Here is a 26,437-nt window from a genome sequence, read left to right as displayed (position 1 = left end):
GGCACGGGCCGCCCCCGGGCGTGCCGCACCCGGTCAGCGCGGCCCGTGACGCAGCGCGCCGGGGGCGTCCGCCGGGACCGCCGGGTGCCGCGGCACCACCGCACCCACCCGGGTGTACGCCGACCCGAGCGGCGGCCGTGGGTCCGGTTCGCCCTTGTTCGGCCAGTACGACATGGCCCGTTCCGCCTGCGCGGTGATCGTCAACGACGGGTTCACCCCGAGGTTCGCCGAGACCGCCGCCCCGTCGACCACGTGCAGCCCCGGATGGCCGTGCACCCGGTGCCACGGGTCGATCACCCCGTCGGCCGGGCTGACCCCGATCACCGCACCGCCGAGGATGTGCGCGGTCATCGGGATGTCGAACGGTTCGGTGAGCGCCCCGCCGGGGGTGCCGCCGATCTCCTCGGCGAGCAGTCGGGCGGCCCGGTTGCCGGCCGGGATCCAGGTCGGGTTCGGGGTGCCGTGCCCCGGCCCGGAGACCAGCCGCCGCCGGCCCAGCCACCCCCGCCGCCAGCGGGTGGTCAGCGAGTTGTCGACCGACTGCATCACCAACGCGATGACCGTCCGCTCGGACCAGTGCCGCACCGAGAGCATCCGGACGGCCTGCCCCGGGTGCCGGGCCAGGCCGACCAGCCAACGCCGGAGCCGGTGCGGGCCACCGTCGACCAGCAACGACTGGAGCAGCCCCATCGCGTTGGCGCCCCGGCCGTAGCGGACCGGCTCGACGTGGGTCTGCGGGTCGGGGTGGAACGAGCTGGTGATCGCCACCCCGTCGGTGAAGTCGAGCCCCCGCAGCCGGGCCTGCCGCCGGCCGACCGACGCGCCGAGGATCGCCTCCGAGTTGGTGCGGGTCAGCTCGCCGAGGCGGTCCGACAGGCGGGGCAGCGCACCGGTCTGCTTCATCTCGTGCAGCAGCCGCTGGGTGCCGAGCGCACCGGCCGCGAAGACCACCTGGTCGGCCCGGAACACCTGGCGTCGCCGCCGCAGCCAGGCGCCGGTCCGTACGGTGTGCACCCGGTAGCCGCCGTCGGCGGCCGGCTGGACGGCGGTGACCGTGGTCAGCGGGTGGACCCGCGCGCCGAGCCGTTCGGCCAGCCACAGGTAGTTCTTGACCAGGGTGTTCTTGGCACCGTGCCGGCAGCCGGTCATGCACGAACCGCAGTGCGTGCAGCCGGTGCGCTCCGGGCCGGCCCCGCCGAAGTACGGGTCCGCCACGCGTCGACCGGGGTGGCCGAGGTGCACCCCCACCGGGGTGGGCCCGAAGGTGTGCCCCACCCCCATCCGCTCGGCCACCGCCCGCATCGCCCGGTCCGCGCCGGTGTGCCGGGGGTACGTGGTGACCCCGAGCATCCGGGCGGCTTGGTCGTAGTGGGGGGCGAGTTCGGCCCGCCAGTCGGTGACGTCGCGCCACTGCGGATCGGTGTAGAAGGCGTCCGGCGGCTGGTAGAGGGTGTTCGCGTAGACCAGGGAGCCGCCGCCCACCCCGGCGCCGGAGAGCACCAGCACACCGCCGCCGTGCTTCCGGTCGGCCGGGCGGAGCAGGGTGAGCCGTTGCAGCCCGTAGCAGCCGAGCCGGGGTGCCCAGAGGAACCGGCGCAGCCGCCAGGAGGTCTGCGGGAACTCGTCGTCGGCGAACCGCCGGCCCGCCTCCAGCACCCCGACGGTGTAGCCCTTCTCGGCCAGCCGCAGCGCGGTGACGCTGCCGCCGAAGCCGGAGCCGATGACGAGCACGTCGTACCGCATGAACGCATCATTACCGGCGGGTAGCCATCGCGCCAGTGCCGGATTTCGCGCGATCATGCTGACCGTCGCCGACCGCAACCCGGGGGGCCGGTCGACGCGTTGTGCAGACGGGGGTGGCGAGCGATGACTCAGGAAACCGGAACGGGACGCCCACGATGGGTGTGGGGGCTGGCCGCCCTGGTCGGTGTCGTACTGGTGGCGGTGGTCGCCCTGGTGGTGACCCGGCAGGTCCGCGACGACGGGCCACGGCGTACGGCCGGACCGGTCGCCACGACCGCCAGCCCCACGCCGAGCCCCACCCCCAGCCCGACCCCGCCCCCCGGCGCGGCCATCACCGGCCCGCTCAACCTGCTGCTGGTCGGGGTGGACACCCGGGTCAGCGTGCCCGGTTGGGAACCGCACGGCGACTCGGTGCTGATCCTGCACGTGCCGGCCGGGCTGGACCGGGCGTACCTCTTCTCGCTCCCCCGCGACCTGGTGGTCGACATCCCGGCGTTCCCCAAGTCGGGCTACCGGGGCGGCCGGACCAAGCTCACCCACGCCATGAGCTACGGCAGCCGGGTACCGGGCAAGCCCAAGAACCCGAGCGCCGCCCAGGGGTACGAGCTGCTGCGCAGCACCGTCACCGGGTACACCGGGCTGCGCTTCGACGCCGGTGCGGTGATCACCTTCAACGGTTTCGACCGGCTGGTCGACACCCTCGGCGGGGTGGACCTCTACGTCGACCAGCGGGTCCCCTCCCTGCACCGCCGACCGGACGGCAAGTACCGCGACCCGGCCCCCGGTGGGGGCGGCTACACCGGCCCGCAGATGGTCTACGAGAAGGGCGAGCGGCACCTCAACGGCTGGCAGGCGCTGGACTACGCCCGGCAGCGCTACATCACCGGCGGCGACTACGCCCGACAGCGGCACCAGCAGCAACTCCTCCGGGCGCTGGCCGCCAAGATCCTCAGCGAGAACCTGGCCCGGGAACCCGACCGGGTGGACCAGGTGGTGGCGGCGCTCGGCGACACCCTGGTCTATGCCGGCGGCCCGCGCATCGTCGACCTGGCGTACGCGCTGGGTGGGATGAGCGCCGACCGGATCACCCTGGTCGGGCTGCCCGGCGACGGGGTGGGCAAGGGCAGCAGCTACCGGGGTGAGCAGCTCACCAGCGTCGGCAAGGGCTTCCTGCCCGCGCTCAAGGCCGGCAAGGCCGAAACCTACCTCGACGCCCACCCCGAACTGCGGGTGAAGAACTGACCTGGTGCGGGTCGGGCGGGCGGACCCGGCCGCAGCCGGTCAGCGGCGGGTGGGGGTCGCGGGGCGTTCGGTGCCGTACAGCCAGGTGGCGAAGAGGTCGTCGAGCTGCTGCCCGCTGACCCGCTCGGCGGTCGCCACGAACTCGGCGGTGGTGGCGTTGCCGTTGCGCTTCTCCGCCGCCCAGGTCTTCAGCAGCCGGAAGAACGCCTCGTCGCCGATCGTCACCCGCAACGCGTGCACGGTCATCCCGCCCCGCTGGTAGACCGACTCGCTGAACAGGTTCGCCACCCCCGGCGCTGCGGGCGGCACCCGCCAGACCTGGTCGTCGGACGCGGCGTACTGCTGCTCGAAGGCGGCCTGCGCGGTCTCCCGGCCCTGGTGTTCGGCCCAGAGCCACTCGGCGTACGTGGCGAGCCCTTCGTTGAGCCAGATGTCCTCCCAGCGGGCCACCGAGACGCTGTCACCGAACCACTGGTGGGCGATCTCGTGGGCGACCACCCCGGTGTTCTCGCCGGTGCGGAAGAAGTTGGCCGAGTAGACCGGCCGGCTCTGCGTCTCCAACGCGTACCTGATCCGGGGCTCGTCGACCACCACCCCGCCGTACGCCCCGAACGGGTACGGCCCGAAGACGGTCTCCAGGTAGTCGGCGACCGCCAGGGTGCCGGCGATCGACTCGTCGGCGGCACCCCGGGGCAGGCTGGCCGCGACCGCGTTGAACACCGGTCGGCCCCGGTGTTCGCCGGTGCTGGTGCGGTACTTCCCGATCACCACCGTGCTCAGGTAACTCGCCATCGGGGTCGCCTCGGACCAGCGCCAGGTGGTCCAGCCACCCGCCGCCGGGCGTTGCCCCTGCGGCACCCCGTTGGCGACCGCGACCAGCCCCTTGGGCACGGTGATCTCGAAGTCGTAGGCGGCCTTGTCGGAGGGGTGGTCGTTCACCGGGAACCAGCTGCTCGCCGACTCGGGCTGGCCGAGCGCGATCGCCCCGTCGGCGGTGTGCAGCCAGCCCCCCTCACCGATCGTCTCGTTGGGCAGCGGCACCGGCTGCCCGTCGTAGCCGACCTCGACGGTGAACGCCGCCCCGGACCGGACCGGCGTGCCCGGGGTGACCACCAGCTCGGCTCCCTCGCGGGCGTGCCGGGCCGGGGTGCCGTCCACGGTGACCCGACGGACCGTCAGGCCGGCCAGGTCGAGGTGGAACAGGGGCAGGTCGGCGGTGGCCCTGGCCCGCACGGTGGTGGTGCCGCGCAACTCGTCGCCGGCGGGGTCGTAGCGGACCTTGAGGGTGTACCGCTCGACGTCGTAACCGCTGTTGCCGGCGGTCGGGAAGTAGGGGTCGCCGACGCCGGCGGGGCCGGGGGTCACGCTCGGGGTCGCCCCGGGGGTCGGGGCGGACCGGGACTGCCGGGGCTTCGGGTCGGCCGTGCAGCCGGCCAGGGCGAGCGCCACGGTCACCAGCAGCGCGAGGCCGCGCCGGTTCCGGCTCATGGCCACCTTCGTCCCCCGTTCGCCGCCCCGCCGTGCGCGCAGCCTACCGAGCGGGTCGGCCCCGTGCGCGCCGAACGACGGACCGACGGCAGGGCGGGTCGGCGGCCCCACGGCAGGGCCGAACGGCAGACCCGGGCAGGACCGACCGGCGGGTCGAACGGCGGACCCGACGGCAGTGCCGAACGGCGGACCCGACGGCGAGACGGGCCGCGACGGCCGGCCGGGCCCACACCGGGGCCGGCCGGCCGTCCTGCCTGGCGGGTCAGCGGTCGAGGACCAGGCCGACCTTCTGGAACTCCTTGAGGTCGCGGTAACCGCACTTGGCCATCGCCCGACGCAGCCCGCCGAAGAGGTTGAGCTGGCCGTCCGGCTCGTCGGCCGGGCCGAAGAGCAGCCGCTCCATCGAGCCGAGCGGCTCACCGGCCACCTCGAAGGCACCGCGCGGCAGCGACGGGTGGCTGGCCGCCGAGTGCCACCACGCCCCGCCGGCCGGGGCCTCCTCGCACAGCGACAGCGGCTCACCGAGCATCACCGCGTCCGCGCCGCAGCCGAGCGCCTTGGCGATGTCGCCGGAGGTCTGCATGTCACCGTCGGCGATGAGGTGCACGTAGCGTCCACCGGTCTCGTCGAGGTAGTCGCGGCGGGCCGCGGCGGCGTCGGCGATCGCGGTGGCCATCGGCACCCGGATGCCGAGCACCGACTCGCTGGTCGACCAGTCGTCGCCGCCGATGCCGACGATCACCCCGGCCGCACCGGTACGCATCAGGTGCAGCGCCGTCTTGTAGTCGGTGCAACCGCCGACGACCACCGGAAGGTCGAGGTCGGCGATGAACTCCTTGAGGTTCAGCGGTTCGTCGGTGGTCGAGACGTGCTCGGCCGAGACGATGGTGCCCTGGATGACCAGGATGTCGACGCCCGCGTCCAGGATCACCGGGGCCAACGCCAGGGTGTGCTGCGGGGAGACCCGGACGGCCACCGTGCTGCCACCGGCCCGCAGCTCACGGACCCGCTCGGCGATCAGGTCGGGGCGGATCGGCTCGGCGTAGACCTCCTGGAGCCGCTTGGTGGCCCGGGCGTCCTCGCCCAGACCGGCCAGCTCCTCCAGGACCTTGGCCGGGTTCTCGTACCGGGTCCACAGGCCCTCGACGTTGAGCACGCCCAGGCCGCCGAGCTGACCGAGCCGGACCGCCGAGGCCGGGCTCATGGTGGCGTCCGACGGGTGGCCGACACAGGGGATGTCGAACTGGTAGGCGTCGAGCTGCCAGCCGGTGGAGACGTCGTCGACGTCCCTGGTCCGGCGGCTGGGCACGATGGCGATGTCGTCCAGGTGGTAACCGCGCTGCGCGGTCTTGCCCAGCCCGATCTCGACCACGTCACGCATGAGGGACTCCAGGTGGTTGGGGTGGTGGGTCAGCGGGTGTGGTAGTTGGGGGCTTCGACGGTCATCTGGATGTCGTGCGGGTGGCTCTCCTTGAGCCCGGCCGCGGTGATCCGGATGAGCTGGCCCCGGTGGTGCAGGTCGGGGATGTTCTCCGCACCGGCGTACCCCATCGCCAGCCGCAGCCCACCGACCAGCTGGTGGGCCACCCGGGACAGCGGCCCCCGGTAGGGCACCTGACCCTCCACGCCCTCCGGGACCAGCTTGTCGTCGCTGAGCACGTCCTGCTGGAAGTAGCGGTCCTTGCTGTACGACTTGGCCTGGCCCCGGGACTGCATCGCGCCCAGCGACCCCATCCCCCGGTACGCCTTGAACTGCTTGCCGTTGACGAAGATCAGCTCGCCGGGGCTCTCCTCACAACCGGCCAGCAGGCTGCCGAGCATCACCGAGTCGGCACCGGCCACCAGGGCCTTGGCGATGTCGCCGGAATACTGGATGCCACCGTCGCCGATCACCGGGACGCCGGCCGGACGGGCGGCGCGGGCCGCCTCCATGATCGCGGTCACCTGCGGCACGCCGACCCCGGCGACGATCCGGGTGGTGCAGATGGCCCCCGGGCCGACACCCACCTTGACGCCGTCGGCACCGGCGTCGACCAGGGCCTTCGCCCCGGCGTACGTGGCCACGTTGCCGCCCACGATGTCGATCGTGACGTCGGCCTTGAGCCGGCGGACCATGTCCAGCACGGCCCGCTGGTGACCGTGCGCGGTGTCCACGATCAGCACGTCGACGCCCGCGTCGACCAGGGTGCGGGCCCGCTTGTAGGCGTCCTCGCCGACCCCGATGGCGGCGGCGACCCGCAGCCGGCCGGCGTCGTCCTTGGTGGCCTCCGGGTACTGCTCGCTCTTGGTGAAGTCCTTCACGGTGATCAGGCCACGCAGCCGCCCCGACTCGTCCACGATCGGCAGCTTCTCGACCTTGTGCTGGCGCAGCAGCGCCAGCGCGTCGTCCTTGCTCACCCCGACCGGGGCGGTGACCAGCGGCGTCCGGGTCATGATCGAGTGGACCGGGGTGGCCGGGTCGGAGACGAAGCGCATGTCCCGGTTGGTGACGATGCCGACCAGCTGACCGTCGCCGTCGACCACCGGGACGCCGGAGATGCGGTAGCGACCGCACAGCTCGTCGACCTCGCGCAGGGTGTCCTCGGGGCTGGCCGTCACCGGGTTGGTGATCATGCCGGACTCGGAGCGCTTGACCAGGTCGACCTGGAGCGCCTGGTCCTCCAGGGACAGATTGCGGTGCAGCACACCGATGCCGCCCTGCCGGGCCATGGCGATCGCCATCCGGGCCTCGGTGACGGTGTCCATCGCGCTGGACAGCAACGGGATGGTCAACTCGACGTTGCGGGTGAGCCGGGTGCGGGTGTTCACCCGGCTGGGCACCACGTCCGACTCGCCCGGCTGGAGCAGCACGTCGTCGAAGGTCAGCCCGAGCGGCACCACCCGCGCCGACCCGGCGGGCAACTCCGGCAGGTGGCCGCCCCACTCGCCGCTGTCGACGCCGGCCGGAAGATCGGTGCTGGGCGAATTCTCCACGATTGCTCCCCTGAGCTGCTCGGACGGGATTCAGCGAGGCGGCGCGCGCGGCACCGGCGCACGCCGGGGTGACGGCGAGTCGTCTCATCGTACCCACTGAGCTGGGCGGCCCTCGTCGGCGACCGGCCGGCGTCGGCGAGGCCACAGCGACCGCCGGGGGGCGCGTGCGGCGGGGGTTGGGTCTACGGTGAGGGGGTGCACGACGAGCCCATCGACCCGTTCAACGGCGACCCGGCCGATCCGGCTGCGGGGCTGGACGATCCGGGCGACGACGCCCCGCTCGACCCGCTGACCGAGGTCGAGCGGCAGGACGTGCTGGAAGACCTCGCCGACCTGGAGATCTACCAGGCCCTGCTGGCCCCGATCGGGGTACGCGGGTTGGTCATCGAGTGCGAGGACTGCCGCGAGCCGCACTACTTCGACTGGGACCTGCTCCGGGGCAACCTGCGTCACCTGCTCAGCTCGGGTCGCCCCCGGGTGCACGAGCCGGCCTACGACCCCGACCCGGACCACTACGTCACCTGGGACTACGCCCGTGGCTACGCCGACGGGGTGCACGACACGCTCACCGAGTCCACCGGCGACGACGACCCCGACCCGGACGACTGACCGGCACGACGGACGCCCAGGCACCCAGGCCGGCACTCTGACGACCAGGCCGGCACGACGCCCAGGCGGCACGACGGTCTGACGACCAGGCCGATGCGCCGGCTCAGGCGACCAGGCCGGCGCGGAAGCCGGCGGCCACCGCGTGCGCCCGGTCCCGGGCACCGAGCTTGCGGAACAGCCGTCGGGCGTGGGTCTTGACGGTGTCCTCCGAGACGAACAACTCCCGGCCGATCTCCGCGTTGCTCTTGCCCTCGGCCATGCCGAGCAGCACCTGGAGTTCCCGCTCGGTCAGCCCGACCGAGGTCCGCCCGCCGCGCGCGCCGGGGGCCGGCCGGGATACCCCGCCGGCCGGGCCCGCCTCGACCGGGCCGGTCTCCGGTTCCTCGTCGACCTCGTCGTCACCGCGCTGCACGGGCACCACCGACGGCGCTCCGGGCGGCCCCTCGGCCGCCGCCTGCGACCAGCCCGCCGTGGGCGTACGGCCGGTGGTGGGTCGGGGTGGTGCACCGACCGCCGCGGTGTCCCGGGCGGGGTCGGCGACCCGGTGCCGGGCGGGCCGGCCGGGTGCGGAGAGCAGCAGCAGTGCCTTGGCCACCGCGCTGGTCAGGTCGTGGTCGGCACCCTGGATCAGGCCGCGCGCCCCGGCGCTGATGGTGGCCGCTGCGGCCTCCGACTCCTCGACGCCGAGCAGCAGCACCGCGGCCTGCGGTGCGCGGGCCAGCACCCGGCGGACGAAACCGGCGCTGTCCGGCCGGGTGAGCGCCGTGTCGGCGAGCACCACGTCGACCGGGCGTTCGGCGAGGCGCAGCATCACCTCGGGATCGGAGACGGCCGTCCGGACGACCGCGGCCAGGCCGAGTCGCGACGCCGCATTGGTCAACTGCTGCGCGGCGGCCGGTGTCCGGACGCATACGAGAACGGTACGCACGGTGGTCTCCTCTCCGGACACGAGCAGACCATGACGGGGTCCACCGGGGAGGAGGTTCCGGGCAATCCTCTGAACTTTTCCGACATTTGGGTCATAGGCCGCAGTCGGCTCGGGTTTTCGATCTCATCACGTGTGAGTCGACGCGGGTTCGGGTACCGATGCTCCAGGCCGGAAGGCGGTACGCAGCGCGGACCACAGCCCGGACACCGGTTCAACGAGGATCTCCGCGGTGCCGCGCGGGAGGAGGGGTGCTGATGTCGAACGTACGCAGACTGCCCGGACCCATCGTCGACCTGTGGGACTGGCAGCGTCTCGGTGCCTGCCGGGGCCGCGACAGCGCCCAGTTCTTCCACCCGGACGGCGAGCGCGGCTCGTCCCGGCTGCGTCGGGAGTCCGGCGCCAAGTCCGTCTGCCAGGCCTGCCCGGTGCGGGCCGAGTGCGCCGCCCACGCCCTCGCGGTACGCGAGCCGTACGGCGTCTGGGGTGGGCTCAGCGAGTCGGAGCGGCTGCGGCTGCTCGCCCTCGGCTGGGAGGACCTGGCCGACCGCCGGCAGACCCGGGTGGACATCGCCCGGATGGAGGCCCGCCTCGGCGCTCCGCACAAGACCGCCGTACCGGCCCAGCACAAGATCGCCTGACCGACCCACCACACCTCGACGAGGCCGCACTCCGATCTCCGGAGCGCGGCCTCGTCGTTTCCCGGCCCCTGGTCCCGACGCCGGGCCGGCCGACATGCACGAAGAGCGGGGCGGGCCCGGCATCGCCGGACCCGCCCCTCATTCCACCCGATCCCACTGCCGAGCCGTCCTACGGCTCACCCGGTGCGGCGTACGCCACCGGTCGCGGGAGTCAGGAACAGCGGGGTCCCCCCTGCGTCACGCCGTCAGCGCTGCAGGGTCAGCAGACCCGGCCGGTACGGCAGGAGGCCGTAGTCACCGCCCGAGTTCGTGGCGCGGCCCTGGTACAGCAGCTGCAGGTTGCACGGGTCGATCGTGTTCGTCTGGTCCGCGCTGGTGCGCAGCAGCTCACCGTGGCTGATGTCGTTGGTCCAGGTGGCACCGCTGTTGGCCTTGCCCGCGAACGGGTTGTTGTAGGTCGTCGCGTTCGGCGTCCAGGTGCCGCTCAGGCTGGTCGCCGTGAACGAGCGGAAGTAGCGCTCCCAGCCGCTGGTCCTGGCCTCGATGATCATCAGGTACTGGTTGCGGCCCGCGACCTTGTAGACCTGCGGCGCCTCGAAGATGTTCTCCGAGGTGTCACTCATGATCGTCGTGTAGCTGGAGCCGAAGCTGCCCGGGAAGTTCCCGATCGGCATGATCTGGCGGTAGATTTTGCCGTTGTCACCGGCGAAGAACAGGTACATGTTCTGGTCGTCGCCGATGATCGTCTGGTCGATCACGCCGGTGCCGGAGTCGGTGATCTTCGCGGTCGACAGGGTCTGCGCGGCCGACCAGCCGTTGGCGTTGGCCGGGTTGGTCGACGTGCGGTACGAGAACGACGTCGGGCCCCACTGGTGGGCGAGGACCCAGATGTTCTTCGGCGCGAAGTAGAACAACGACGGCGCGACGGTGCTCTGGCTCATGGTGTTCTGGGGGGCCGTGGCGAGCTGGTTGAGGTTGTCGACCAGGCCGAAGTTCATCGAGCCCCAGCCACCGGTGGCGCTGCTGCTGTGGGTGGTGGCGTACACCAACTGCTTGCCCTGGTAGGGGGCGATGGTGAAGTCCTTGAGTGACGCCCAGCCGGACTTCGGCTGCGCCAGCGGACCGGTCGACGACCAGCGGTAGGACGTCGGCAGGGAGCAGTTGCCCGGCGGCGGGGTGGTCGGCGGAGGCGTGGTCGGCGGCGGGGTCGTGGGGGGCGGGGTGGTCGGCGGCGGGGTCGTGGGGGGCGGCGTGGTCGGCGGCGGGGTGGTCGGGTTCGGGCCACCGTTGCAGGCCACCCCGTTGAGCGCGAAGCTCGTCGGGACGGGGTTGCTGGACGTCCACGCGCCGTTGAAGCCGAACGACACCGAGCCGTTGGTCGGGATCGCGCCGTTGTAGCTGACGTTCTTGGCGGTCACCGCCGAGCCGCTCTGCGTCACGGTCGCGTTCCACGCCTGGGTCACCGACTGCCCGGAGGCGAAGGACCAGGTCAGCGTCCAACTGCTCAGCGCGTCACCCAGGTTGGTGATGGCGACGTTGGCCCCGAAGCCGCCACCCCACTCCGAGGAGACGGCGTAGTTCACCGAGCATCCCGCCGCCGCCGCGCCTGCGGGCAACGCGGTGACGATCGATGCCGACGCCAGCAACGCGACACCGGCCGAGATCAGGCCGACATTGGCCGATCTGGATCTGGACATAAAACACCCTCCTGACAGGACGGAACGTGCACATTGGTGGTGGTCGTTGTTAGGTGAACGTTAACAGTCGCATCAGGGATGTTACGGGAGCGCTCCCACAGCCTCAACCCTCGACACCACGGAGGATTTTCCGGTAATCAACATATCGATCAAGACTGATGACCGAGAGGTGGTACGGAATCAGCGGACGGTGACTGTGACACTGTGCCAACCGGTGGCGCCGTCCGGGGCCACCGGGGCGGCCAGCGGGGTCTGGGTCTCGCCGTCCCGGTCGGTCGCCCGCACCTGGAGGGTGTGCTCACCCGGGGTCGCCGGCCACCGCCACGACCACTGCACCCAGGTGTCCACCGACACCGCCGGGGCGAGGGTCGCCTCCTGCCACGCGCCGCCGTCCACCCGTACCTCGACCCGGGCGATCCCCCGGTGCTGCGCCCAGGCCACCCCGGCCACCACCACCTCACCGGCGGTCAGCCGGTTGCGCGGGCGGGGGGTGTCGATCCTCGACTGGGTCTTCACCGGCCCCTGCGCCGACCAGCCACGTGGCACCCAGTACGCGTCGAAGTCGGCGAAGCTGGTCAACTCCAACTCGGTGACCCACTTGCAGGCCGACACGTACCCGTAGAGGCCCGGCACCACCATCCGCACCGGGAACCCGTGCTCGACGGGCAGCGGCTCGCCGTTCATCCCCACCGCCAGCAGGGCGTCCCGGCCGTCGCGCAGCACCGCCGTCGGGGTACCGCAGGTCCAGCCGTCGACCGAGCGGCCGACCACCTGGTCGGCCCCCTCCTCCGGTTCCGCCTCGTCGAGCAGTTCCCTGATCGGGACGCCCAGCCAGCGGGCGTTGCCGATCAGGTCCCCGCCCACCTCGTTGGAGACGCAGGCGAGGGTGACGTAGCGCTCCACCATCGGGCGGGCGAGCAGCTCGGCGAAGGTCAGCTCGATCGGCTTGCGTACCCGGCCGTGGATGCGCAACCGCCAGGTCTCCGGATCGACCTGCGGCACCACCAGCGCCGTGTCGATCCGGTAGAAGCCACCGTTCGGCGTGGTGTAGGGGGCGAGCTGGGCCAGCGACAGGTCCGCGCCGGCCGGCACCGTAGGCGCCGCCGCCGACGGGGTGGGCAACGCGACCGCCTCCCGGGCCGCCGAGACCCCCCGCCGCCCGGCGAGCCAGTGCCCGCCCAGCCCCACCACGGTCGCCGTGCCCGCCAGCAGGCCGGCCCCCCGCAGGAACCGCCGCCGGGACTCGGGGTCGGTCGACTCCAACGGTTCCCAGCCGGCCGGTGGCCCGGCGGCCGGGGCCGGATCGCCCGGCACGACGGACCGCTCCACCGCCGGGGACGGCCCGGACGGAGCCGGCTCACCGGAAGGAGCCGGCGCGGGGTGGGCCGGCGGGGTGGACGGGAGCGCGGTGGGTGGCAGCGCGGCGGATGGCAGGGCGGTGGGTGGCTGCCAGGGCCAGGGGTCGAGCTGCCACGGGCCGGCCACGAACGCCCAGAGCACCAGCGCACCCAGCCCTCCGCCGAGCAGGGCCGGAAGGGTGTCGGCGGCGTCCGCGCCGGCCCGGGTGAGCGCGGCGGCGGCACCGAGACCGGCGAACACCGTGATGCCCAACAGCCCCACGGCCAGCCGGCGGGCGGCGAGCACACCGATCCCGGCGGCGAACGCCGCCAGCAGCACCGCCGTACCCACCAACAGGGCGATCTTGTCGTACCGGCCGAAGACGTCGATGGCGAACTGCTTGAGCGGCTCGGGGACCGTGTCGACCACCACCCCGCCGACCGCGATCAGCGGGGCGGAACGTGGGCCGGTGAGGACGGCGACCGGCTCGGCGACACCGATGGCCACCACGGCGGCGGTGACCCCGGCCAGTGCGGCGAAGCCGCGGGGGGTGGTGCTCATCCGGCCAGTGTCGTCGATCGACCGGGCCGGCCGCCAACCACGTCACCGATCCGTAAGCAGCCGCCCCCGGACGCGTCAGGGCGCACCGCCGAGGTACGACGGTGCGCCCTGAACAGGCGTACTACCGGGTCAGAAACCCGGGCCGTGCTGGTGGCCGTGACCGTGGCCGTGGCCGTGCCCACCGGCGGCGGCCGGCTCCGGCTGCTCCGGCTTCTCCACCACGAGGCTCTCGGTGGTCAGCAGCAGACCGGCGATCGAGGCGGCGTTGGTGACCGCGTTACGGGTCACCTTCACCGGGTCGATGATGCCGGACTTGACCAGGTCGACGTACTCGCCCTTGGCGGCGTCGAGGCCGTGGCCCCACTCCTTGCCCGCGACCTTCTCGACCACCACGTAACCGTCGTGGCCGGCGTTCTGGGCGATCCAGCGCAGCGGCTCGACCAGCGACTTGCGCACGATCGAGACACCCACCTTCTCGTCACCGGTCAGGCCCAGGTCGTCGTCGAGCACCGAACGGATCTGGGCCAGCGCGGCGCCGCCGCCGGGAACCGTACCCTCCTCGACCGCGGCCTTGGTCGCGGCGATCGCGTCCTCGATGCGGTGCTTGCGCTCCTTCATCTCGACCTCGGTCGCCGCGCCCGCCTTGATGACCGCGATGCCACCGGAGAGCTTCGCCAGCCGCTCGGCCAGCTTCTCCCGGTCCCAGTCGGAGTCGGACGCCTCGATCTCCTTGCGGATCTGGGCGACCCGGTCGGCGACCTCGGCGGACTGGCCGCCGCCGTCGATGACGGTGGTGTTCTCCTTGTCGACCACGACGCGCCGGGCGGTGCCGAGCGCCTCCAGGCCGACCTGGTCGAGGCGGTAGCCCAGCTCCGGGGCGACCAGCTCGGCGCCGGTCAGGATCGCCATGTCCTGCAGCATCGCCTTGCGGCGGTCGCCGAAGCCCGGGGCCTTGACCGCGCAGACCTTGATGGTCTTGCGGATCGCGTTGACCACCAGGGTCGACAGCGCCTGGCCGTCGACGTCCTCGGCGACGATCAGCAGCGGCTTGCTGTTCTGGAGGACCTTCTCCAGCAGCGGCAGCAGCTCCTCGATCGCCGAGATCTTCTGCGTGGTGATGAGGATGTACGGGTCGTCCAGCACCGACTCCTGCGACTCGGAGTCGGTGACGAAGTTGGGCGAGATGAAGCCCTTGTCGAACTGGAGACCCTCGGTCACCTCCAGCTCGGTGGTGAGGGTGGAGCCCTCCTCGACGGTGATGACACCGTCGCGGCCGACCCGCTCCATCGCCTCGGCGATCAGCTCGCCGATGGTGGCGTCCTGCGCGGAGATCGTCGCCACGTGCGCGATCGACTCCTTGTCGGCCACCTCGACGGCCCGGCCGAGCAGCGCCTCGGAGACCTTGGCGGCCGCCGCGTCGACACCCCGCTTGAGGCCGGCCGGGTTGGCCCCGGCGGTCACGTTGCGCAGACCCTCGCGCACCATCGCCTGGGCCAGCACGGTCGCGGTGGTGGTCCCGTCGCCGGCGACGTCGTTGGTCTTCGTCGCCACCTCCTTGACCAGCTGCGCGCCGAGGTTCTCGTACGGGTTGGTGAGCTCGATCTCCTTGGCGATGGTCACACCATCGTTGGTGATCGTCGGCGCACCGAATTTCTTGTCCAGGACGACGTTGCGCCCGCGCGGGCCGAGGGTGACCTTGACCGTGTCCGCGAGGGCGTTGACACCGTGCTCCAGCAGGTGTCGGGCGTCGTCCGAGAAGCTCAGGATCTTCGCCATGAATGTCCCTTCGAAGCGTCGTCGCCCCGGCCCGGCGAGCCGGACCGGGGCGACGACACTGGAATCGGTTGGTTACTTCTCGATGACCGCGAGAACGTCGCGGGCGGAGAGCACCAGGTACTCCTCGCCGGCGTACTTGATCTCGGTGCCGCCGTACTTCGAGTAGAGAACGGTGTCGCCGACCTTGACGTCGAGCGGCACGCGGTTGCCCTTGTCGTCGATCCGGCCCGGGCCGACGGCGAGGACGGTGCCCTCCTGCGGCTTCTCCTTGGCGGTGTCGGGGATCACGATGCCCGACGCCGTGGTGGTCTCAGCCTCGTTCGCCTGGACCACGATGCGGTCCTCGAGCGGCTTGATCGCAACCTTGGTCGCGGTAGTCACGGGCATACCCTCCTGGGGTACTTGGTTTCGTTGCCGGCCGAGAGTCCGACCAGCGTCAATCTGCCACATGCCACCGGGCGGGGCCGTCGTCGCGGGTGCCGGTCCGCCTGGCGTTCAGCACCCGGACCAGGTGGCCCGGACGCTGGCACCCTCAGGGTGAGAGTGCTAATCGCAGGTTATTCCTCGGCTAGCACTCCGTCAAGGAGAGTGCCAATCCGCCGCCCTTCGTGTCGACCGGGCGGTGCCCGACCCGACGGCGGCGGTCCGGCGGTGCGGACACCGGCCGGAGGCCGCGACACCGGCCGGAGGCCGCGACACCGCCCGGAGGCCGCGACACCGGCCCGACCGAGCCGGCCCGCCGGCCGGGCCGGACAATGAGGGCGTGGATCTCGACCAGTTCGCCGCGCTGCGTACCCCCGAGGGGTCGGTCGTGCTCGCCGCGGCGACCGAGGTGGCCGGCGGCGACCCGCTGGTCGCGGCGGCGGCGCTGCGGTCGCGTGGGGTGCCCCCCGGGCTGGCCGCCGCCGCGCTGACCCAGGCCGAGCTGCGTCGCCGGGCGGTCGGCAAGTTCGGCCCCGAGGCGGCCGGGATGTTCCTCACCCGCCCCGGCCTGGAGCAGGCCACCCGTCGGGTCGTCGCCGACCGGCGGGCCGGGCGGCTCGCCGCCGCCGGGGTGCGCACCCTCGCCGACCTGGGCTGTGGCCTCGGCGCCGATGCGCTCGCCGCCGCCCGCGCCGGCATCCGGGTGTACGGGGTGGAGGCCGACCCGGTCACCGCCGCGCTGGCCGCCGCGAACGCCGAGGCGGCCGGCCTGGCCGGGCGGTTCACCGTCGAGTGCGGCGACGCGACGGCGTTCGACGTGACCCGGGTCGACGCGGTCTTCTGCGATCCGGCCCGGCGGCGGGCCGGCACCGGACGACGGATCTTCGACCCGAACGCCTACTCGCCGCCGTGGGACTTCGTCACCGGGCTGGCCGGCCGGGTGCCGCACACGGTGGTGAAGGTGGCCCCCGGCGTCGACCACGCGTTGATCCCGGCCGGGGCCGAGGCGGAGTGGGTCAGCGTCGACGGGGACCTGGTCGAGGCGGCCCTCTGGGGCGGCCCGCTCGCCGAGGTGCCCCGCCGGGCGACCGTGCTGAGGGCGGGGACCGCCGACCGGCACCGCCCGGCGGACGGTTCTCCCACCTGCCGTACCGCCGACCGCGATCCGGTCGCCGTCCACCAGCTGACCGGCACCGGTGCGGCCGAGGCCACGGTCGGACCGGTGCGGCGCTACCTGTACGACCCGGGCCCGGCGGTGGTCCGGGCGCACCTGGTCGCGGAGCTGGCCGGCACGCTCGACGCGACGCTTGCCGATCCGAGCATCGCCTACCTCTATGCCGACGCCCCGCGGCCGACCCCGTTCGGCCGGTGCCTGGAGATCGTCGACGTGTTGCCGTTCTCGCTGAAGCGGCTGCGCGCACTGCTGCGGGAGCGCCGGGTCGGCCGGGTCGAGATCCTCAAGCGGGGCTCGGCGCTGGTGCCCGAACAGCTGCGCCGGGACCTGCGGCTGAGCGGGGAGAACCCGGCCAGCCTGGTGCTGACCCGGGTCGCCGGGGCACCGACGGTGCTGGTCGGTCGACCGGTCGCGGACGGGGCCGGGCCGGGCTAGCGTGACCGCATGGCGGGACGGTCCACCGCGGCGACGGCGCTGCTGACCAGGCAGAAGATCACCCACAGCATCCATCCGTACGACGTCTCCCCGGATGCGCCCCACTACGGCGCGCTGGTCGCGGCGGCGCTCGGGGTGCCACCGCAGCGGGTGTTCAAGACCCTCGTCGCCGAGGTCGACGGGGCGCTGACGGTGGCGGTCGTCCCGGTCACCGGCGAGCTGGACCTCAAGGCGCTGTCGGCGGCGGTCGGTGGCAAACGGGCCGCGTTGGCCGACCGGGCCGTCGCCGAGCGGAGCACCGGGTACGTGCGGGGCGGGATCAGTCCGCTCGGTCAGCGGCGACGGTTGCCGACGGTGGTGGACGTCTCCGCGCTGGACCACGAGACCGTCTATGTCTCGGCGGGTCGCCGGGGGTTGCAGCTCCAGCTCGCCCCGACCGATCTGGTCGCCCTCACCGGGGCCGGTACCGCGCGGATCGCCACCCGCTGACCAGCCCCGGCAGGGCGGTCGCAGACCGGACACGCAGCGTGATTGCGGGACGGGTGTCCTGCGGGTGACAACCGCGTTGCTGAATTGTTACCGCCCCCAACAAACTTCTGACCTCGGCAGTCTTGCGCCCGAGATGTGAGCGGGAATACGTTGCCGGACACAACAAAACACCGACCACTCCTTCCCCCACCCTCGAAAGGACCCGTGCAGACATGCGCAAGGGCTTCCTCACCTTCGCCGCCGTCGGCCTGCTCGCCACCGGCAGCATGGCCGCCTGTGGCGACGACTCCAGCAGCAACGACACCGGCGGCAGCGCCGCCAAGAAGCCGAAGATCGGCGTGATCCTGCCGGACAGCAAGTCCTCCGCCCGCTGGGAGACGGCCGACCGCCGGTTCCTCAAGGAGGCGTTCGACGCCGCCGGCGTCGAGTCGGACATCCAGAACGCGCAGAACGACAAGAACGCCTTCCAGACCATCGCCGACCAGATGATCACCGGTGGCGTCACCACCCTGATGATCGTCAACCTGGACTCCGGCACCGGCAAGGCCGTGCTGGACAAGGCGAAGTCGCAGGGCGTCGCGACGATCGACTACGACCGGCTCACCCTGGGCGGCTCCGCGCAGTACTACGTCAGCTTCGACAACGAGGCCGTCGGCAAGCTCCAGGGCGAGGGCCTGGCCAAGTGCCTGACCGAGAAGGGCGTCAAGAACCCGACGGTCGCCTACCTCAACGGCTCGCCGACCGACAACAACGCCACCCTGTTCAAGAACGGCTACGACTCGGTGCTCAAGCCGAAGTTCGAGTCGAAGGAATACACCAAGGGCCCCGACCAGGCCGTCCCGGACTGGGACCCGGCGCAGGGTGCCACCATCTTCGAGCAGATGCTCACCCAGACCGGCGGCAAGATCGACGGTGTGCTCTCCGCCAACGACGGCCTCGGCAACGCGGCCATCTCGGTGCTCAAGAAGAACAAGCTCAACGGCAAGGTCCCGGTGACCGGCCAGGACGCCGACGTGACCGGCCTGCAGAACATCCTCGCCGGTGACCAGTGCATGACCGTCTACAAGGCCGTCAAGAAGGAGGCCGACGCGGCCGCCGAGCTGGCCATCGCCGTGGCGAAGGGCGAGCGCAAGGAGACCGGGCAGACCGTCAAGGACCCGGAGAGCGGCCGGGACGTCCCGTCCGTGCTGCTGGAGCCGAAGGCCATCGACAAGTCGACCGTCAAGGACGTCGTGGCCGACGGCTACGTCGACAAGGCCAAGCTCTGCACCGGCGCGTACGCCGCGCTCTGCACCGCCAACGGCATCAGCTGACCCGTACGACGAGCGTCGTACCCCGCCGACGCGACGCCGCCCGGCACGGAACCTCGTGCCGGGCGGCGCTCGCCGCCGGACGGGTCCCGAGATCTTCCCTCCGTACGAAGGAGACCCCCGTGTCCGCGACCCCCCTGCTGGAACTGCGCGGGATCGACAAGAGCTTCGGTCCCGTCCAGGTCCTGCGCGACGTCGCCCTCGCCGCCCACGCCGGAGAGGTGACCGCACTGGTCGGCGACAACGGCGCCGGCAAGTCCACGCTGGTCAAGTGCATCAGCGGCATCTACCCGGCCGACGCCGGTGAGTTCCTCTTCGACGGCCGACCGGTGAGCATCAACAGCCCCCGCGACGCCGCCACGCTCGGCATCGAGGTCGTCTACCAGGACCTCGCGCTCTGCGACAACCTCGACATCGTGCAGAACATGTTCCTCGGCCGGGAGAAGCACAGCGGGCTGGTGCTCGACGAGCCGACCATGGAGCAGATGGCCGCGGAAACCCTGGCCGGGCTCTCCGTACGGACCGTGAAGTCGCTGCGCCAGCACGTCTCCAGCCTCTCCGGCGGGCAGCGGCAGACCGTCGCCATCGCCAAGGCGGTGCTCTGGAACAGCAAACTGGTCATTCTCGACGAGCCGACCGCCGCGCTGGGCGTCGCCCAGACCGCCCAGGTGCTCGAACTGGTCCGCCGGCTGGCCGACAACGGGCTGGCCGTGGTGCTCATCTCCCACAACATGAACGACGTCTTCGCCGTGTCCGACCGGGTCGCCGCGCTCTACCTCGGCCAGATGGTCGCCCAGGTGAAGACCACCGACATCACCCACTCACAGGTCGTCGAGTTGATCACCGCCGGTCGTTCCGGCAATCTCGGTCTGACCGGCGAGCCGGTCACCGCCGGCAACGGCGCAGGACCCGCCGACACCACTGCAGGAGGCGTTCGATGACCACCACCGCCGTGCGCAAGGAAGGCCCGGCGGCGGTCACGCCACCGCCTACCGTCGGCAGCCACCTCCGCGGCTACTGGGGCCGGGTACGCGGCGGCGACATCGGCGCGCTGCCCGCCGTACTCGGGCTGATCGTGCTCTGCACGGTCTTCTCGGTCATGCGGCCGTCGTTCCTCACCGCCGGCAACTTCGCCAACCTGTTCACCCAGGGCGCGGCGGTCACCCTGATCGCCATGGGGCTGGTCTTCGTCCTGCTGCTCGGCGAGATCGACCTCTCGGCCGGCTTCGCCAGCGGGGTCTGCGCGGCCGTCCTGGCCAACGTCGCCACCAAGGCCGGCTACCCCTGGTACGTGGCGGTGCTCGCCGCGATCCTCACCGGCGTGGTCATCGGCACCGTGCTCGGCTTCCTGGTCGCCAAGATCGGCATCCCGTCCTTCGTGGTCACCCTGGCCGGCTTCCTCGCCTTCCAGGGCATCGTGCTGATGCTGATCAGCGGGGGCGCCAACATCTCGGTCAACGACGAGGTGCTGGTGGCGATCGCCAACCGCAACCTGCCGCCCACCCTCGGCTGGGCGCTGGCCGCCATCGCCATCGGCGGGTACGCGGCCGTGCAACTGCTGCGCCACCGCAAGCGGCTGTCCCGGGGCCTGACCACCGACCCGATGGCGGTGGTGCTCGCCCGCATCGGCGGGCTGACCCTGATCCTCGGCATCGCGGTCTACATCCTCAACCAGGAACGCAGCCGCAACGTCCTGATCAACTCGCTCAAGGGTGTGCCGATCGTGGTGCCGGTCATCGCGGTGCTGCTGATCGTCTGGACCTTCGTGCTCCAGCGCACCAGCTACGGCCGGCACGTCTACGCCGTCGGCGGCAACAAGGAGGCCGCCCGCCGGGCCGGCATCAACGTCGACAAGATCCGCATCTCGGTCTTCGTGATCTGCTCGTCCATGGCGGCCATCGGCGGCATCGTCGCCGCCAGCCGGGCCAACTCGGTGGACCCGAACACCGGCGGCAGCAACGTGCTGCTCTACGCTGTCGGCGCAGCGGTGATCGGCGGCACCAGCCTCTTCGGCGGCAAGGGCCGGGTCCTCGACGCCGTGCTCGGTGGCGCGGTGGTCGCCGTCATCGACAACGGCATGGGCCTGATGGGCTACAGCGCCGGGGTGAAGTACGTCGTCACCGGCGTGGTGCTGCTCCTCGCGGCCAGCGTGGACGCGCTGTCGCGCCGCCGCGCCTCCGCCTCCGGCACCCGCTGATCCGCGTACGCCACCGGCGGGACATGGGGTGCCACCAACGATGCGGGTAGGACCGAGCCAGGACGAGATCCGGCGGCAGAACCTCGGGGCCCTGCTCCGGCACGTCCACGTGCACGGCGCCACCTCCCGCGCGGAACTCACCACCGCCCTCGGCCTCAACCGCAGCACCATCGGCGCGCTCACCTCCGACCTGGCCGGTGCCGGGCTGGTCAGCGAGGGCACGCCCAAGGAGACCGGCCGGGCCGGACGACCCTCACTGGTCGTCCGGCCCGAGTCGGCCCGGGTCTACGCGTACGCGTACTCGATCGAGGTGGACCGGCTGCGGGCCGCGCGGGTCGGTCTCGGCGGCGAGGTGCTCGACCGCCGTGAGCTGGACCGGCCGCGTGACCTGGACGCCGCGGAGACCGCCCCGATGCTGGCCGGCGCGCTCAAGCAGATGCGGGAACGGGTGGCCCCCGGGTCGGTCTGCGTCGGTGCCGGGGTCGCCGTGTGCGGCATGGTGCGCAAGGCCGACGGGCTGGTCCGGCTCGGCCCCACCACCGGGTGGGTGGACGAGCCGATCGGCGCGGCGCTCGCCGCCGAGGTGGGCGTGGAGTTGCCGGTCACGGTCGGCAACGTGGCCGACGTCGCCGCCTTCGCCGAACACGCCCGGGGCGTCGCCGCCGGCTGCGACAACGTCATCTACCTCTACGGGGACGTCGGCGTCGGTGCCGGCATCATCGCCGGAGGCCGCCGGCTGACCGGCCACGGTGGCTACGGCGGCGAGGTCGGTCACATGGTCGTGGTGCGTGACGGCACCCCCTGCGAGTGCGGCTCACGGGGCTGCTGGGAGACCCAGATCGGCGAGTACGGGCTGCTGCGGGCCGCCGGCCGCGCCGAGGCCCGGGGCCGCGACGCGCTGCTGGCCGTGTTCGACGCCGCCGACCGGGGTGACGCCCGCGCCCAGACCGCCGTACGGCACGCCGGTGACTGGCTCGGCTTCGGCGTGGCGAACCTGGTCAACATCTTCAACCCCGAGATGGTCATCTTCGGTGGCACCATGCGGGACCTCTACCTCGCCGCCGCCGCCCAGGTCCGCAGTCGGCTCAACGAGACCGGGCTGCCCGCCTGCCTGGAACACGTCCGGCTGCGTACCCCCAAACTCGGTGACGACGCGGCCTTGATCGGCGCGGCCGAGCTGGCCTTCGAACGGCTCCTCGCCGACCCGCTCGACGCCGCCTGAACGGATACCTCCCGACTCGTGCGCCACCCGGTGAACTGATCGGCCCGACAGTCCGTACCAGTGGACGGACGGGCAGCCGGCGGGTCGCTGCCCGGCAGGACAGGTCGGCCCGGATCGAGGAGGCACCGCAGCATGGCATCGCTGGATTCCGTACGTCGTCGGCGAGGGCACCGGACCCACCGGGTGGCGGTGTTGGTCGTCACCTTCCTGGCCGGGCTGGTCGTGCTACCGGGCATGGCCGTCGCCGCTCCCGGCGTCCAGATGAACGCCGCCGACGTGGCGCTGCTCAACGGCGTTCGACTGGCCGGCCTGTGGGAGATGCCGGCCGGCACGATGGCCGCCGACAAGGGTCAGTCCGCGCGGGTACGGGAGGTCGGCGCGGAGATCGCCCGGCAGCACGGCGTTCTCGACGAACTGGTGGTGCAGGCCGCCAACAAGCTGGGCGCGACGCTGCCGAGCGACCCCACCGCCGAGCAGAAGGGGTGGCTGACCGAGATGCAGAACGCCTCCGGTGCTCAGTTCGACCAGATCTTCGTGACCCGGCTCCGGGTGGCCCACGGCAAGATCTTCCCGGTGATCGGCGCGGTCCGGGCCAGCACCCGGGACAACACCGTCCGCAAGCTCGCCGACGAGGCCAACAAGTTCGTCAACGACCACATGGCCATGCTGGAGAGCACCGGCCTGGTCCGCTGGCAGCAGATGCCGCCGGCCGCGATCCCGGCCGCGCAGCAGGACTCGCTGGTCGCCGCCGCCCAGGCCGGGGCCGCCGGCCCGTCGGTCGCGATCAGCACCACCGTCGTCTGGGCGGTCTTCCTGCTCGCGCTCGGCGCGGGCGGCTACGCCACCTGGCGGATCACCCGCCGCAGTTGACCCCACGCACCTGACCCGACGGCCCGCAGGCGGCACCACCGCCGGCGGGCCGTCGGGCTGTCCGGGCCGGGGCGGCCGATTTTCCGGCCGCGGCGGCCGATTTCCGGGCGCACCGGGTTCGGGGCGGTCGGCTGTCCGGGCGCACCGGGTTCGGGGCGGTCGGCTGTCCGGGCGCACCGGGTTCGGGGCGGTCGGTCAGCGGTCGACCTGGGTGAAATCCCACGAGTGCGGGGGACGGGCGACCAGGGTGGCCGGCGGATCAGGCAACGCGCGGGGGTTGCTGCGCCACTTCGAGATGACCACCACCCGGTGATCGGTGGACGAGAAGACCTCACTGGACAGGTGCAGCGGATCGTGCTCGAACTCCGGCAACGCCGTCTCGCACACCCAGGTGATCAGGTCGGCGAAGCCGTACGACTCGGCCCGCGCCTCCCACATCCGTACGATCACGTCGCCCCTCCCGTCACACGCTGACCGTGGTCAGTGGCAACGCCGAGTCGGCGGGCAGGTCCAGCCGGCTCGGGCGTACCCCGGCGGCCACCAGGTGCGACCCGAGTGCGGCGACCATCGCCCCGTTGTCGGTACACAACCCCGGCCGGGGCACCCGGACCCGGATGCCGTACCGCTGCGCCCGCTGCTCGGCCATCGACCGCAGCCGTGAGTTCGCCGCCACTCCCCCGCCGATGACCAAAGTGTCCACCCCGTGTGCCCGGCACGCGGCGAGGGCCTTGCCGGTGAGCACGTCGCAGACCGCCTCCTGGAACGACGCGGCCACGTCGGCCACCGGCACCGGCTCACCGGAGCGCCGCCGACCCTCCACCCAGCGGGCCACCGCCGTCTTCAGTCCCGAGAAGGAGAAGTCGTACCGGTGGGCGGCGAGATCCTTGGCGGCGGTGAGGCCGCGCGGGAAGGCGATCGACGCCGGGTCGCCGGACCGCGCCTCCCGGTCGATGTACGGGCCACCCGGGAAGGGCAGGCCGAGCAGCCGGGCCACCTTGTCGAACGCCTCCCCGGCCGCGTCGTCGATGGTCGCGCCCAGCGGGGTCACCCCCCGGGCCAGGTCGTCGACGAGCAGCAGCGAGGAGTGCCCACCGGAGACCAGCATCGCGATCGCCGGGGCGGGCAGCGGGCCGTGCTCCAGGGTGTCCACGGCGACGTGCGCGGCCAGGTGGTTCACCCCGTACACCGGTTTCTCGGCGGCCAGCGCGTAACCCTTGGCAGCGGCCACCCCGACCAGCAGGGCACCGGCCAGGCCGGGCCCGGAGGTGACCGCGATCGCGTCGATGTCGGCGATGGTCACCCCCGCCTCGCGCAGCGCCCGGTCCATGGTCGGCACGATGGCCTCCAGGTGTGCCCGGCTGGCCACCTCGGGCACCACCCCACCGAACCGGGCGTGTTCGTCCACACTGGAGGCGAGCGCGTCGGCGAGCAGGGTGTGCCCGCGCACGATGCCCACCCCGGTCTCGTCGCACGAGGTCTCGATGCCGAGGATCAGCGGTTCGTCAGCCATGGTCCGTCCCGTCTGCGGCCGGTTCCGCGTCACGCCGCATGACCAGCGCGTCGGTGTTGCTCGGTTGGTAGTAGCCCCGCCGTACGCCGATCGGTTCGAACCCGTACGTCGCGTAGAGCCGCTGGGCGGGGGCGTTGTCGACGGCCACCTCCAGCAGGACACTGTCGATCCCGCGCCGGGCCGCCTCGGCGAGCAGGTCCACCAGCAGCGCCCGGCCGATCCCGCGCCGCTGGGCGTCCCGGCGGACCGCGATGTTCTGCACCCATGACTCGCCGCCCGGGTCGACGGTCAGACCCGCGTAGCCCAGCAACGACCCGTCGGCGTCCAGGGCGACCCGGTAGAAGTGGCCGCTCGCCAACTCGTTCCAGAACATCGCCGGCGACCACTGCTCGGCACCGAACAGGTCCTCCTCGATCGGCAGCACCTCGGCGACGTGCCACCAGCGGAACCGGTCGATGCGTACCGTCACGGCAGCACCGACTTGCGGCTGGTCGCCGCGACCGCGTCCGGGCGGCGCAGGTACAACGGGGTGAGCGTCTCGCCGGGGGCACCCGCCCGGATCCGTGCGGCGGCCAGGGTCACCAGCGCGACGGCGTCGGGGTAGCGGGGTTCGGCGCGCAGCGGCAGGCCGAGCACGTCGGCGTAGCGGTGGGCACCGTCGCCGGCCGCGACGGTCACGGCCAACTCCCGGGCCCGGGCGGCGGCGACCGCCGGGGCGTCCACCTCCGGCCCGACGATCCGCTGGCCGTCGCCGTCGTAGACCGCCCAGTAGACCTCCTTGCGCCGGGCGTCGGCGGCGACCAGCACCCGCCGCTCCCCCGCCGTCGACCAGCCGACCGTCGCCCCGCCGGCTCCGACCTGTCCGGCCGTGCCGTCGCCGGCTGTGGCCTGTCCGGCCGTGCCGTCGCCGGCTGTGGCCGGCCCGGCCGTGGCGCTGCTGGCTTCGGCCTTGCCGGACACGGCGTGGCCGGGCGACGCATCCGCCGTGGTGGTCGGGGTGGTGGGGTGGGCGATGCCGTCGAGCGAGCAGACGCCGTACGTGGGGATGCCGAGCACCTGGCCCATGGTGGCGGCGGTGACCAGGCCGACCCGCAGCCCGGTGAAGGGACCGGGGCCGAGCCCGGCGACGATCGCGCCGAGGTCACCCGGTCGCGCGTCGACGTCGGTGAGCACCGCCTCGATCTGCGGGGCGAGCAGCTCACCGTGGGCCCGGGCGTCGATCGTGCACCGGTACGCTCGCAGCGCGACGCCGTCCGCCGTCACCTCGACCAGCGCCGCGGTGACCGCGGGGGTCGAGGAGTCCACCACCAGTACGAGCACGGTAAGCCAGCCTAGCCGTCCGCCCGCGCCGTCCGCCCACACCCCGCCCGCCCCTCGGCCCCACCACTCGCCCCCGCCCCTCGCCCCCAGCCCAGGTTCACGGCCGGACCGTCCCACCCGACGGTCTTGCGGGCGGGGCGGCAGGGCAGCGGGCCGAGGAGCGGCGGACGGCTGCGTAATCGCGGCCGAAGAGCAGCGGGGCGGCCGGCCAGCCGGCCGACGAGCGGCACGCGGCACGCCAGCGGGGGGCGGCGGGCGGCCGGCGGGGGCGCGGCGGGCAGCGGCGGCCGGCGGGGGCGCGGCAGCGGGGTGTTGTAACTGAGGCACAGTGGTATGCCTGTGCGTCATATTCATGACGCACAGGCATACCTCCTCGTGTTTTGACCGTTCTGTGGGCAGGGTGGTCTGGCGGTGTGGTGTGGGTGTGTTCGTGGTGGTGTGGTGGAGGGCTGTCATTTGCCCTTGTGGACGGCGTTTTTGCGGATGACCGGATA

23 protein-coding genes are annotated in these 26,437 nt (G+C 72.6%); 10 read left to right on the top strand and 13 right to left on the bottom strand.

Annotated features, from left to right (window positions below; translation table 11 throughout):
- Nucleotides 1-33 precede the first annotated feature (33 nt).
- The gene (locus JQN83_RS16065; protein ID WP_208567963.1) at nucleotides 34-1,743 is read right to left on the bottom strand and encodes an FAD-dependent oxidoreductase; all 1,710 of its coding nucleotides are present in this window, start codon (nucleotides 1,741-1,743) and stop codon (nucleotides 34-36) included.
- A 123-nt stretch (nucleotides 1,744-1,866) separates the two neighbouring features.
- Between JQN83_RS16065 and JQN83_RS16060 the strand changes: the two genes are divergently transcribed.
- Complete coding sequence (locus JQN83_RS16060; RefSeq protein WP_208567962.1) at nucleotides 1,867-2,985, top strand: LCP family protein; 1,119 nt, start codon at nucleotides 1,867-1,869, stop codon at nucleotides 2,983-2,985.
- Nucleotides 2,986-3,024: 39 nt separating this feature from the next.
- Here the strand turns inward: JQN83_RS16060 and JQN83_RS16055 are convergent, their stop codons facing one another.
- From JQN83_RS16055 to guaB, 3 genes are all read right to left on the bottom strand, one after another.
- Entirely contained in the window at nucleotides 3,025-4,473 is a 1,449-nt protein-coding gene (locus tag JQN83_RS16055; RefSeq protein WP_208567961.1) for a M1 family metallopeptidase, read from the bottom strand.
- A gap of 262 nt (nucleotides 4,474-4,735) precedes the next feature.
- Complete coding sequence (locus JQN83_RS16050; protein WP_208567960.1) at nucleotides 4,736-5,854, bottom strand: GuaB3 family IMP dehydrogenase-related protein; 1,119 nt, start codon at nucleotides 5,852-5,854, stop codon at nucleotides 4,736-4,738.
- A gap of 29 nt (nucleotides 5,855-5,883) precedes the next feature.
- Nucleotides 5,884-7,446, bottom strand: a complete 1,563-nt coding sequence (gene guaB / locus JQN83_RS16045) for an IMP dehydrogenase (RefSeq protein WP_208567959.1) — start codon at nucleotides 7,444-7,446, stop codon at nucleotides 5,884-5,886.
- A gap of 195 nt (nucleotides 7,447-7,641) precedes the next feature.
- Here guaB and JQN83_RS16040 point away from each other — a divergent pair, with 195 nt between their 5' ends.
- Nucleotides 7,642-8,055 carry a DUF5319 domain-containing protein gene (locus JQN83_RS16040; protein ID WP_208567958.1) on the top strand — a complete coding sequence of 138 codons (414 nt, stop codon included), beginning with the start codon at nucleotides 7,642-7,644 and terminating at the stop codon, nucleotides 8,053-8,055.
- Nucleotides 8,056-8,158: 103 nt separating this feature from the next.
- Here JQN83_RS16040 and JQN83_RS16035 read toward each other — a convergent pair whose 3' ends face one another.
- A complete protein-coding gene (locus JQN83_RS16035) occupies nucleotides 8,159-8,983 on the bottom strand; it encodes a helix-turn-helix transcriptional regulator (RefSeq protein WP_208567957.1) in 825 nt (274 codons plus the stop codon).
- A gap of 254 nt (nucleotides 8,984-9,237) precedes the next feature.
- Here JQN83_RS16035 and JQN83_RS16030 point away from each other — a divergent pair, with 254 nt between their 5' ends.
- The gene (locus tag JQN83_RS16030) at nucleotides 9,238-9,621 is read left to right on the top strand and encodes a WhiB family transcriptional regulator (protein WP_208567956.1); all 384 of its coding nucleotides are present in this window, start codon (nucleotides 9,238-9,240) and stop codon (nucleotides 9,619-9,621) included.
- A 245-nt stretch (nucleotides 9,622-9,866) separates the two neighbouring features.
- Here JQN83_RS16030 and JQN83_RS16025 read toward each other — a convergent pair whose 3' ends face one another.
- The 4 genes from JQN83_RS16025 to groES all read right to left on the bottom strand — a co-directional run bounded on the left by JQN83_RS16025 (nucleotide 9,867) and on the right by groES (nucleotide 15,374).
- A complete protein-coding gene (locus JQN83_RS16025) occupies nucleotides 9,867-11,318 on the bottom strand; it encodes a non-reducing end alpha-L-arabinofuranosidase family hydrolase (RefSeq protein WP_208567955.1) in 1,452 nt (483 codons plus the stop codon).
- 180 nt (nucleotides 11,319-11,498) lie between these two features.
- Complete coding sequence (locus JQN83_RS16020) at nucleotides 11,499-13,217, bottom strand: molybdopterin-dependent oxidoreductase (RefSeq protein ID WP_208567954.1); 1,719 nt, start codon at nucleotides 13,215-13,217, stop codon at nucleotides 11,499-11,501.
- 129 nt (nucleotides 13,218-13,346) lie between these two features.
- The gene (groL, locus tag JQN83_RS16015; protein WP_208567953.1) at nucleotides 13,347-14,993 is read right to left on the bottom strand and encodes a chaperonin GroEL; all 1,647 of its coding nucleotides are present in this window, start codon (nucleotides 14,991-14,993) and stop codon (nucleotides 13,347-13,349) included.
- A 72-nt stretch (nucleotides 14,994-15,065) separates the two neighbouring features.
- Nucleotides 15,066-15,374: a co-chaperone GroES gene (groES, locus tag JQN83_RS16010; protein WP_067313457.1), complete on the bottom strand. Its 309-nt coding sequence runs from the start codon at nucleotides 15,372-15,374 to the stop codon at nucleotides 15,066-15,068.
- Nucleotides 15,375-15,756: 382 nt separating this feature from the next.
- On the opposite strand from groES, the gene JQN83_RS16005 reads away from it, so the two are divergent.
- From JQN83_RS16005 to JQN83_RS15975, 7 genes are all read left to right on the top strand, one after another.
- Nucleotides 15,757-17,025 carry a THUMP-like domain-containing protein gene (locus JQN83_RS16005; RefSeq protein WP_208567952.1) on the top strand — a complete coding sequence of 423 codons (1,269 nt, stop codon included), beginning with the start codon at nucleotides 15,757-15,759 and terminating at the stop codon, nucleotides 17,023-17,025.
- Between the two features lie 9 nt (nucleotides 17,026-17,034).
- Entirely contained in the window at nucleotides 17,035-17,514 is a 480-nt protein-coding gene (gene ybaK / locus JQN83_RS16000; protein ID WP_208567951.1) for a Cys-tRNA(Pro) deacylase, read from the top strand.
- A 212-nt stretch (nucleotides 17,515-17,726) separates the two neighbouring features.
- A complete protein-coding gene (locus JQN83_RS15995; RefSeq protein WP_208567950.1) occupies nucleotides 17,727-18,827 on the top strand; it encodes a sugar ABC transporter substrate-binding protein in 1,101 nt (366 codons plus the stop codon).
- A gap of 119 nt (nucleotides 18,828-18,946) precedes the next feature.
- Entirely contained in the window at nucleotides 18,947-19,765 is an 819-nt protein-coding gene (locus JQN83_RS15990) for an ATP-binding cassette domain-containing protein (RefSeq protein ID WP_208567949.1), read from the top strand.
- Nucleotides 19,762-21,021, top strand: a complete 1,260-nt coding sequence (locus JQN83_RS15985; protein ID WP_208567948.1) for a sugar ABC transporter permease — start codon at nucleotides 19,762-19,764, stop codon at nucleotides 21,019-21,021. The genes JQN83_RS15990 and JQN83_RS15985 overlap by 4 nt, the downstream gene beginning before the upstream one ends.
- Nucleotides 21,022-21,061: 40 nt before the next feature.
- Complete coding sequence (locus JQN83_RS15980; protein ID WP_208567947.1) at nucleotides 21,062-22,243, top strand: ROK family protein; 1,182 nt, start codon at nucleotides 21,062-21,064, stop codon at nucleotides 22,241-22,243.
- A 132-nt stretch (nucleotides 22,244-22,375) separates the two neighbouring features.
- Nucleotides 22,376-23,113, top strand: coding sequence for a DUF4142 domain-containing protein (locus JQN83_RS15975; RefSeq protein WP_208567946.1), 738 nt, complete (start codon nucleotides 22,376-22,378; stop codon nucleotides 23,111-23,113).
- A 195-nt stretch (nucleotides 23,114-23,308) separates the two neighbouring features.
- Here the strand turns inward: JQN83_RS15975 and JQN83_RS15970 are convergent, their stop codons facing one another.
- Genes JQN83_RS15970 through tsaB form a run of 4 tightly spaced genes read right to left on the bottom strand, consistent with a single transcriptional unit; the run spans nucleotide 23,309 to nucleotide 25,943 of the window.
- Nucleotides 23,309-23,563, bottom strand: a complete 255-nt coding sequence (locus tag JQN83_RS15970) for a hypothetical protein (RefSeq protein ID WP_208567945.1) — start codon at nucleotides 23,561-23,563, stop codon at nucleotides 23,309-23,311.
- Between the two features lie 13 nt (nucleotides 23,564-23,576).
- Nucleotides 23,577-24,623, bottom strand: a complete 1,047-nt coding sequence (gene tsaD / locus JQN83_RS15965) for a tRNA (adenosine(37)-N6)-threonylcarbamoyltransferase complex transferase subunit TsaD (protein ID WP_208567944.1) — start codon at nucleotides 24,621-24,623, stop codon at nucleotides 23,577-23,579.
- On the bottom strand, nucleotides 24,616-25,092 hold the full coding sequence (rimI, locus tag JQN83_RS15960) for a ribosomal protein S18-alanine N-acetyltransferase (RefSeq protein WP_208567943.1): 477 nt from the start codon (nucleotides 25,090-25,092) through the stop codon (nucleotides 24,616-24,618). The genes tsaD and rimI overlap by 8 nt, the downstream gene beginning before the upstream one ends.
- Nucleotides 25,089-25,943, bottom strand: a complete 855-nt coding sequence (tsaB, locus tag JQN83_RS15955) for a tRNA (adenosine(37)-N6)-threonylcarbamoyltransferase complex dimerization subunit type 1 TsaB (RefSeq protein ID WP_208567942.1) — start codon at nucleotides 25,941-25,943, stop codon at nucleotides 25,089-25,091. Before tsaB ends, rimI begins: the two co-directional genes overlap by 4 nt.
- Nucleotides 25,944-26,437: the final 494 nt, after the last annotated feature.

Origin of the sequence: Micromonospora antibiotica (genome assembly GCF_017599305.1) — a bacterium.
GTDB classification, from domain to species: domain Bacteria; phylum Actinomycetota; class Actinomycetes; order Mycobacteriales; family Micromonosporaceae; genus Micromonospora; species Micromonospora antibiotica.
Note: the sequence above shows the minus strand (reverse complement) of the source record. Positions and strands in the feature narration are given on the sequence as shown.

What these genes read in the sequence shown, in the direction of transcription:
- JQN83_RS15980 (WP_208567947.1), top strand. Translation starts at nt 21,062, where the DNA reads ATGCGGGTAGGACCGAGCCAGGACGAGATCCGGCGGCAGAACCTCGGG.
- JQN83_RS15985 (WP_208567948.1), top strand. Translation starts at nt 19,762, where the DNA reads ATGACCACCACCGCCGTGCGCAAGGAAGGCCCGGCGGCGGTCACGCCA.
- JQN83_RS16030 (WP_208567956.1), top strand. Translation starts at nt 9,238, where the DNA reads ATGTCGAACGTACGCAGACTGCCCGGACCCATCGTCGACCTGTGGGAC.
- tsaD (WP_208567944.1), bottom strand. Translation starts at nt 24,623, where the DNA reads ATGGCTGACGAACCGCTGATCCTCGGCATCGAGACCTCGTGCGACGAG.
- JQN83_RS16060 (WP_208567962.1), top strand. Translation starts at nt 1,867, where the DNA reads ATGACTCAGGAAACCGGAACGGGACGCCCACGATGGGTGTGGGGGCTG.
- JQN83_RS16050 (WP_208567960.1), bottom strand. Translation starts at nt 5,854, where the DNA reads ATGCGTGACGTGGTCGAGATCGGGCTGGGCAAGACCGCGCAGCGCGGT.
- JQN83_RS16055 (WP_208567961.1), bottom strand. Translation starts at nt 4,473, where the DNA reads ATGAGCCGGAACCGGCGCGGCCTCGCGCTGCTGGTGACCGTGGCGCTC.
- JQN83_RS16065 (WP_208567963.1), bottom strand. Translation starts at nt 1,743, where the DNA reads ATGCGGTACGACGTGCTCGTCATCGGCTCCGGCTTCGGCGGCAGCGTC.
- JQN83_RS16020 (WP_208567954.1), bottom strand. Translation starts at nt 13,217, where the DNA reads ATGAGCACCACCCCCCGCGGCTTCGCCGCACTGGCCGGGGTCACCGCC.
- JQN83_RS15975 (WP_208567946.1), top strand. Translation starts at nt 22,376, where the DNA reads ATGGCATCGCTGGATTCCGTACGTCGTCGGCGAGGGCACCGGACCCAC.
- ybaK (WP_208567951.1), top strand. Translation starts at nt 17,035, where the DNA reads ATGGCGGGACGGTCCACCGCGGCGACGGCGCTGCTGACCAGGCAGAAG.
- JQN83_RS15995 (WP_208567950.1), top strand. Translation starts at nt 17,727, where the DNA reads ATGCGCAAGGGCTTCCTCACCTTCGCCGCCGTCGGCCTGCTCGCCACC.
- JQN83_RS16025 (WP_208567955.1), bottom strand. Translation starts at nt 11,318, where the DNA reads ATGTCCAGATCCAGATCGGCCAATGTCGGCCTGATCTCGGCCGGTGTC.
- groL (WP_208567953.1), bottom strand. Translation starts at nt 14,993, where the DNA reads ATGGCGAAGATCCTGAGCTTCTCGGACGACGCCCGACACCTGCTGGAG.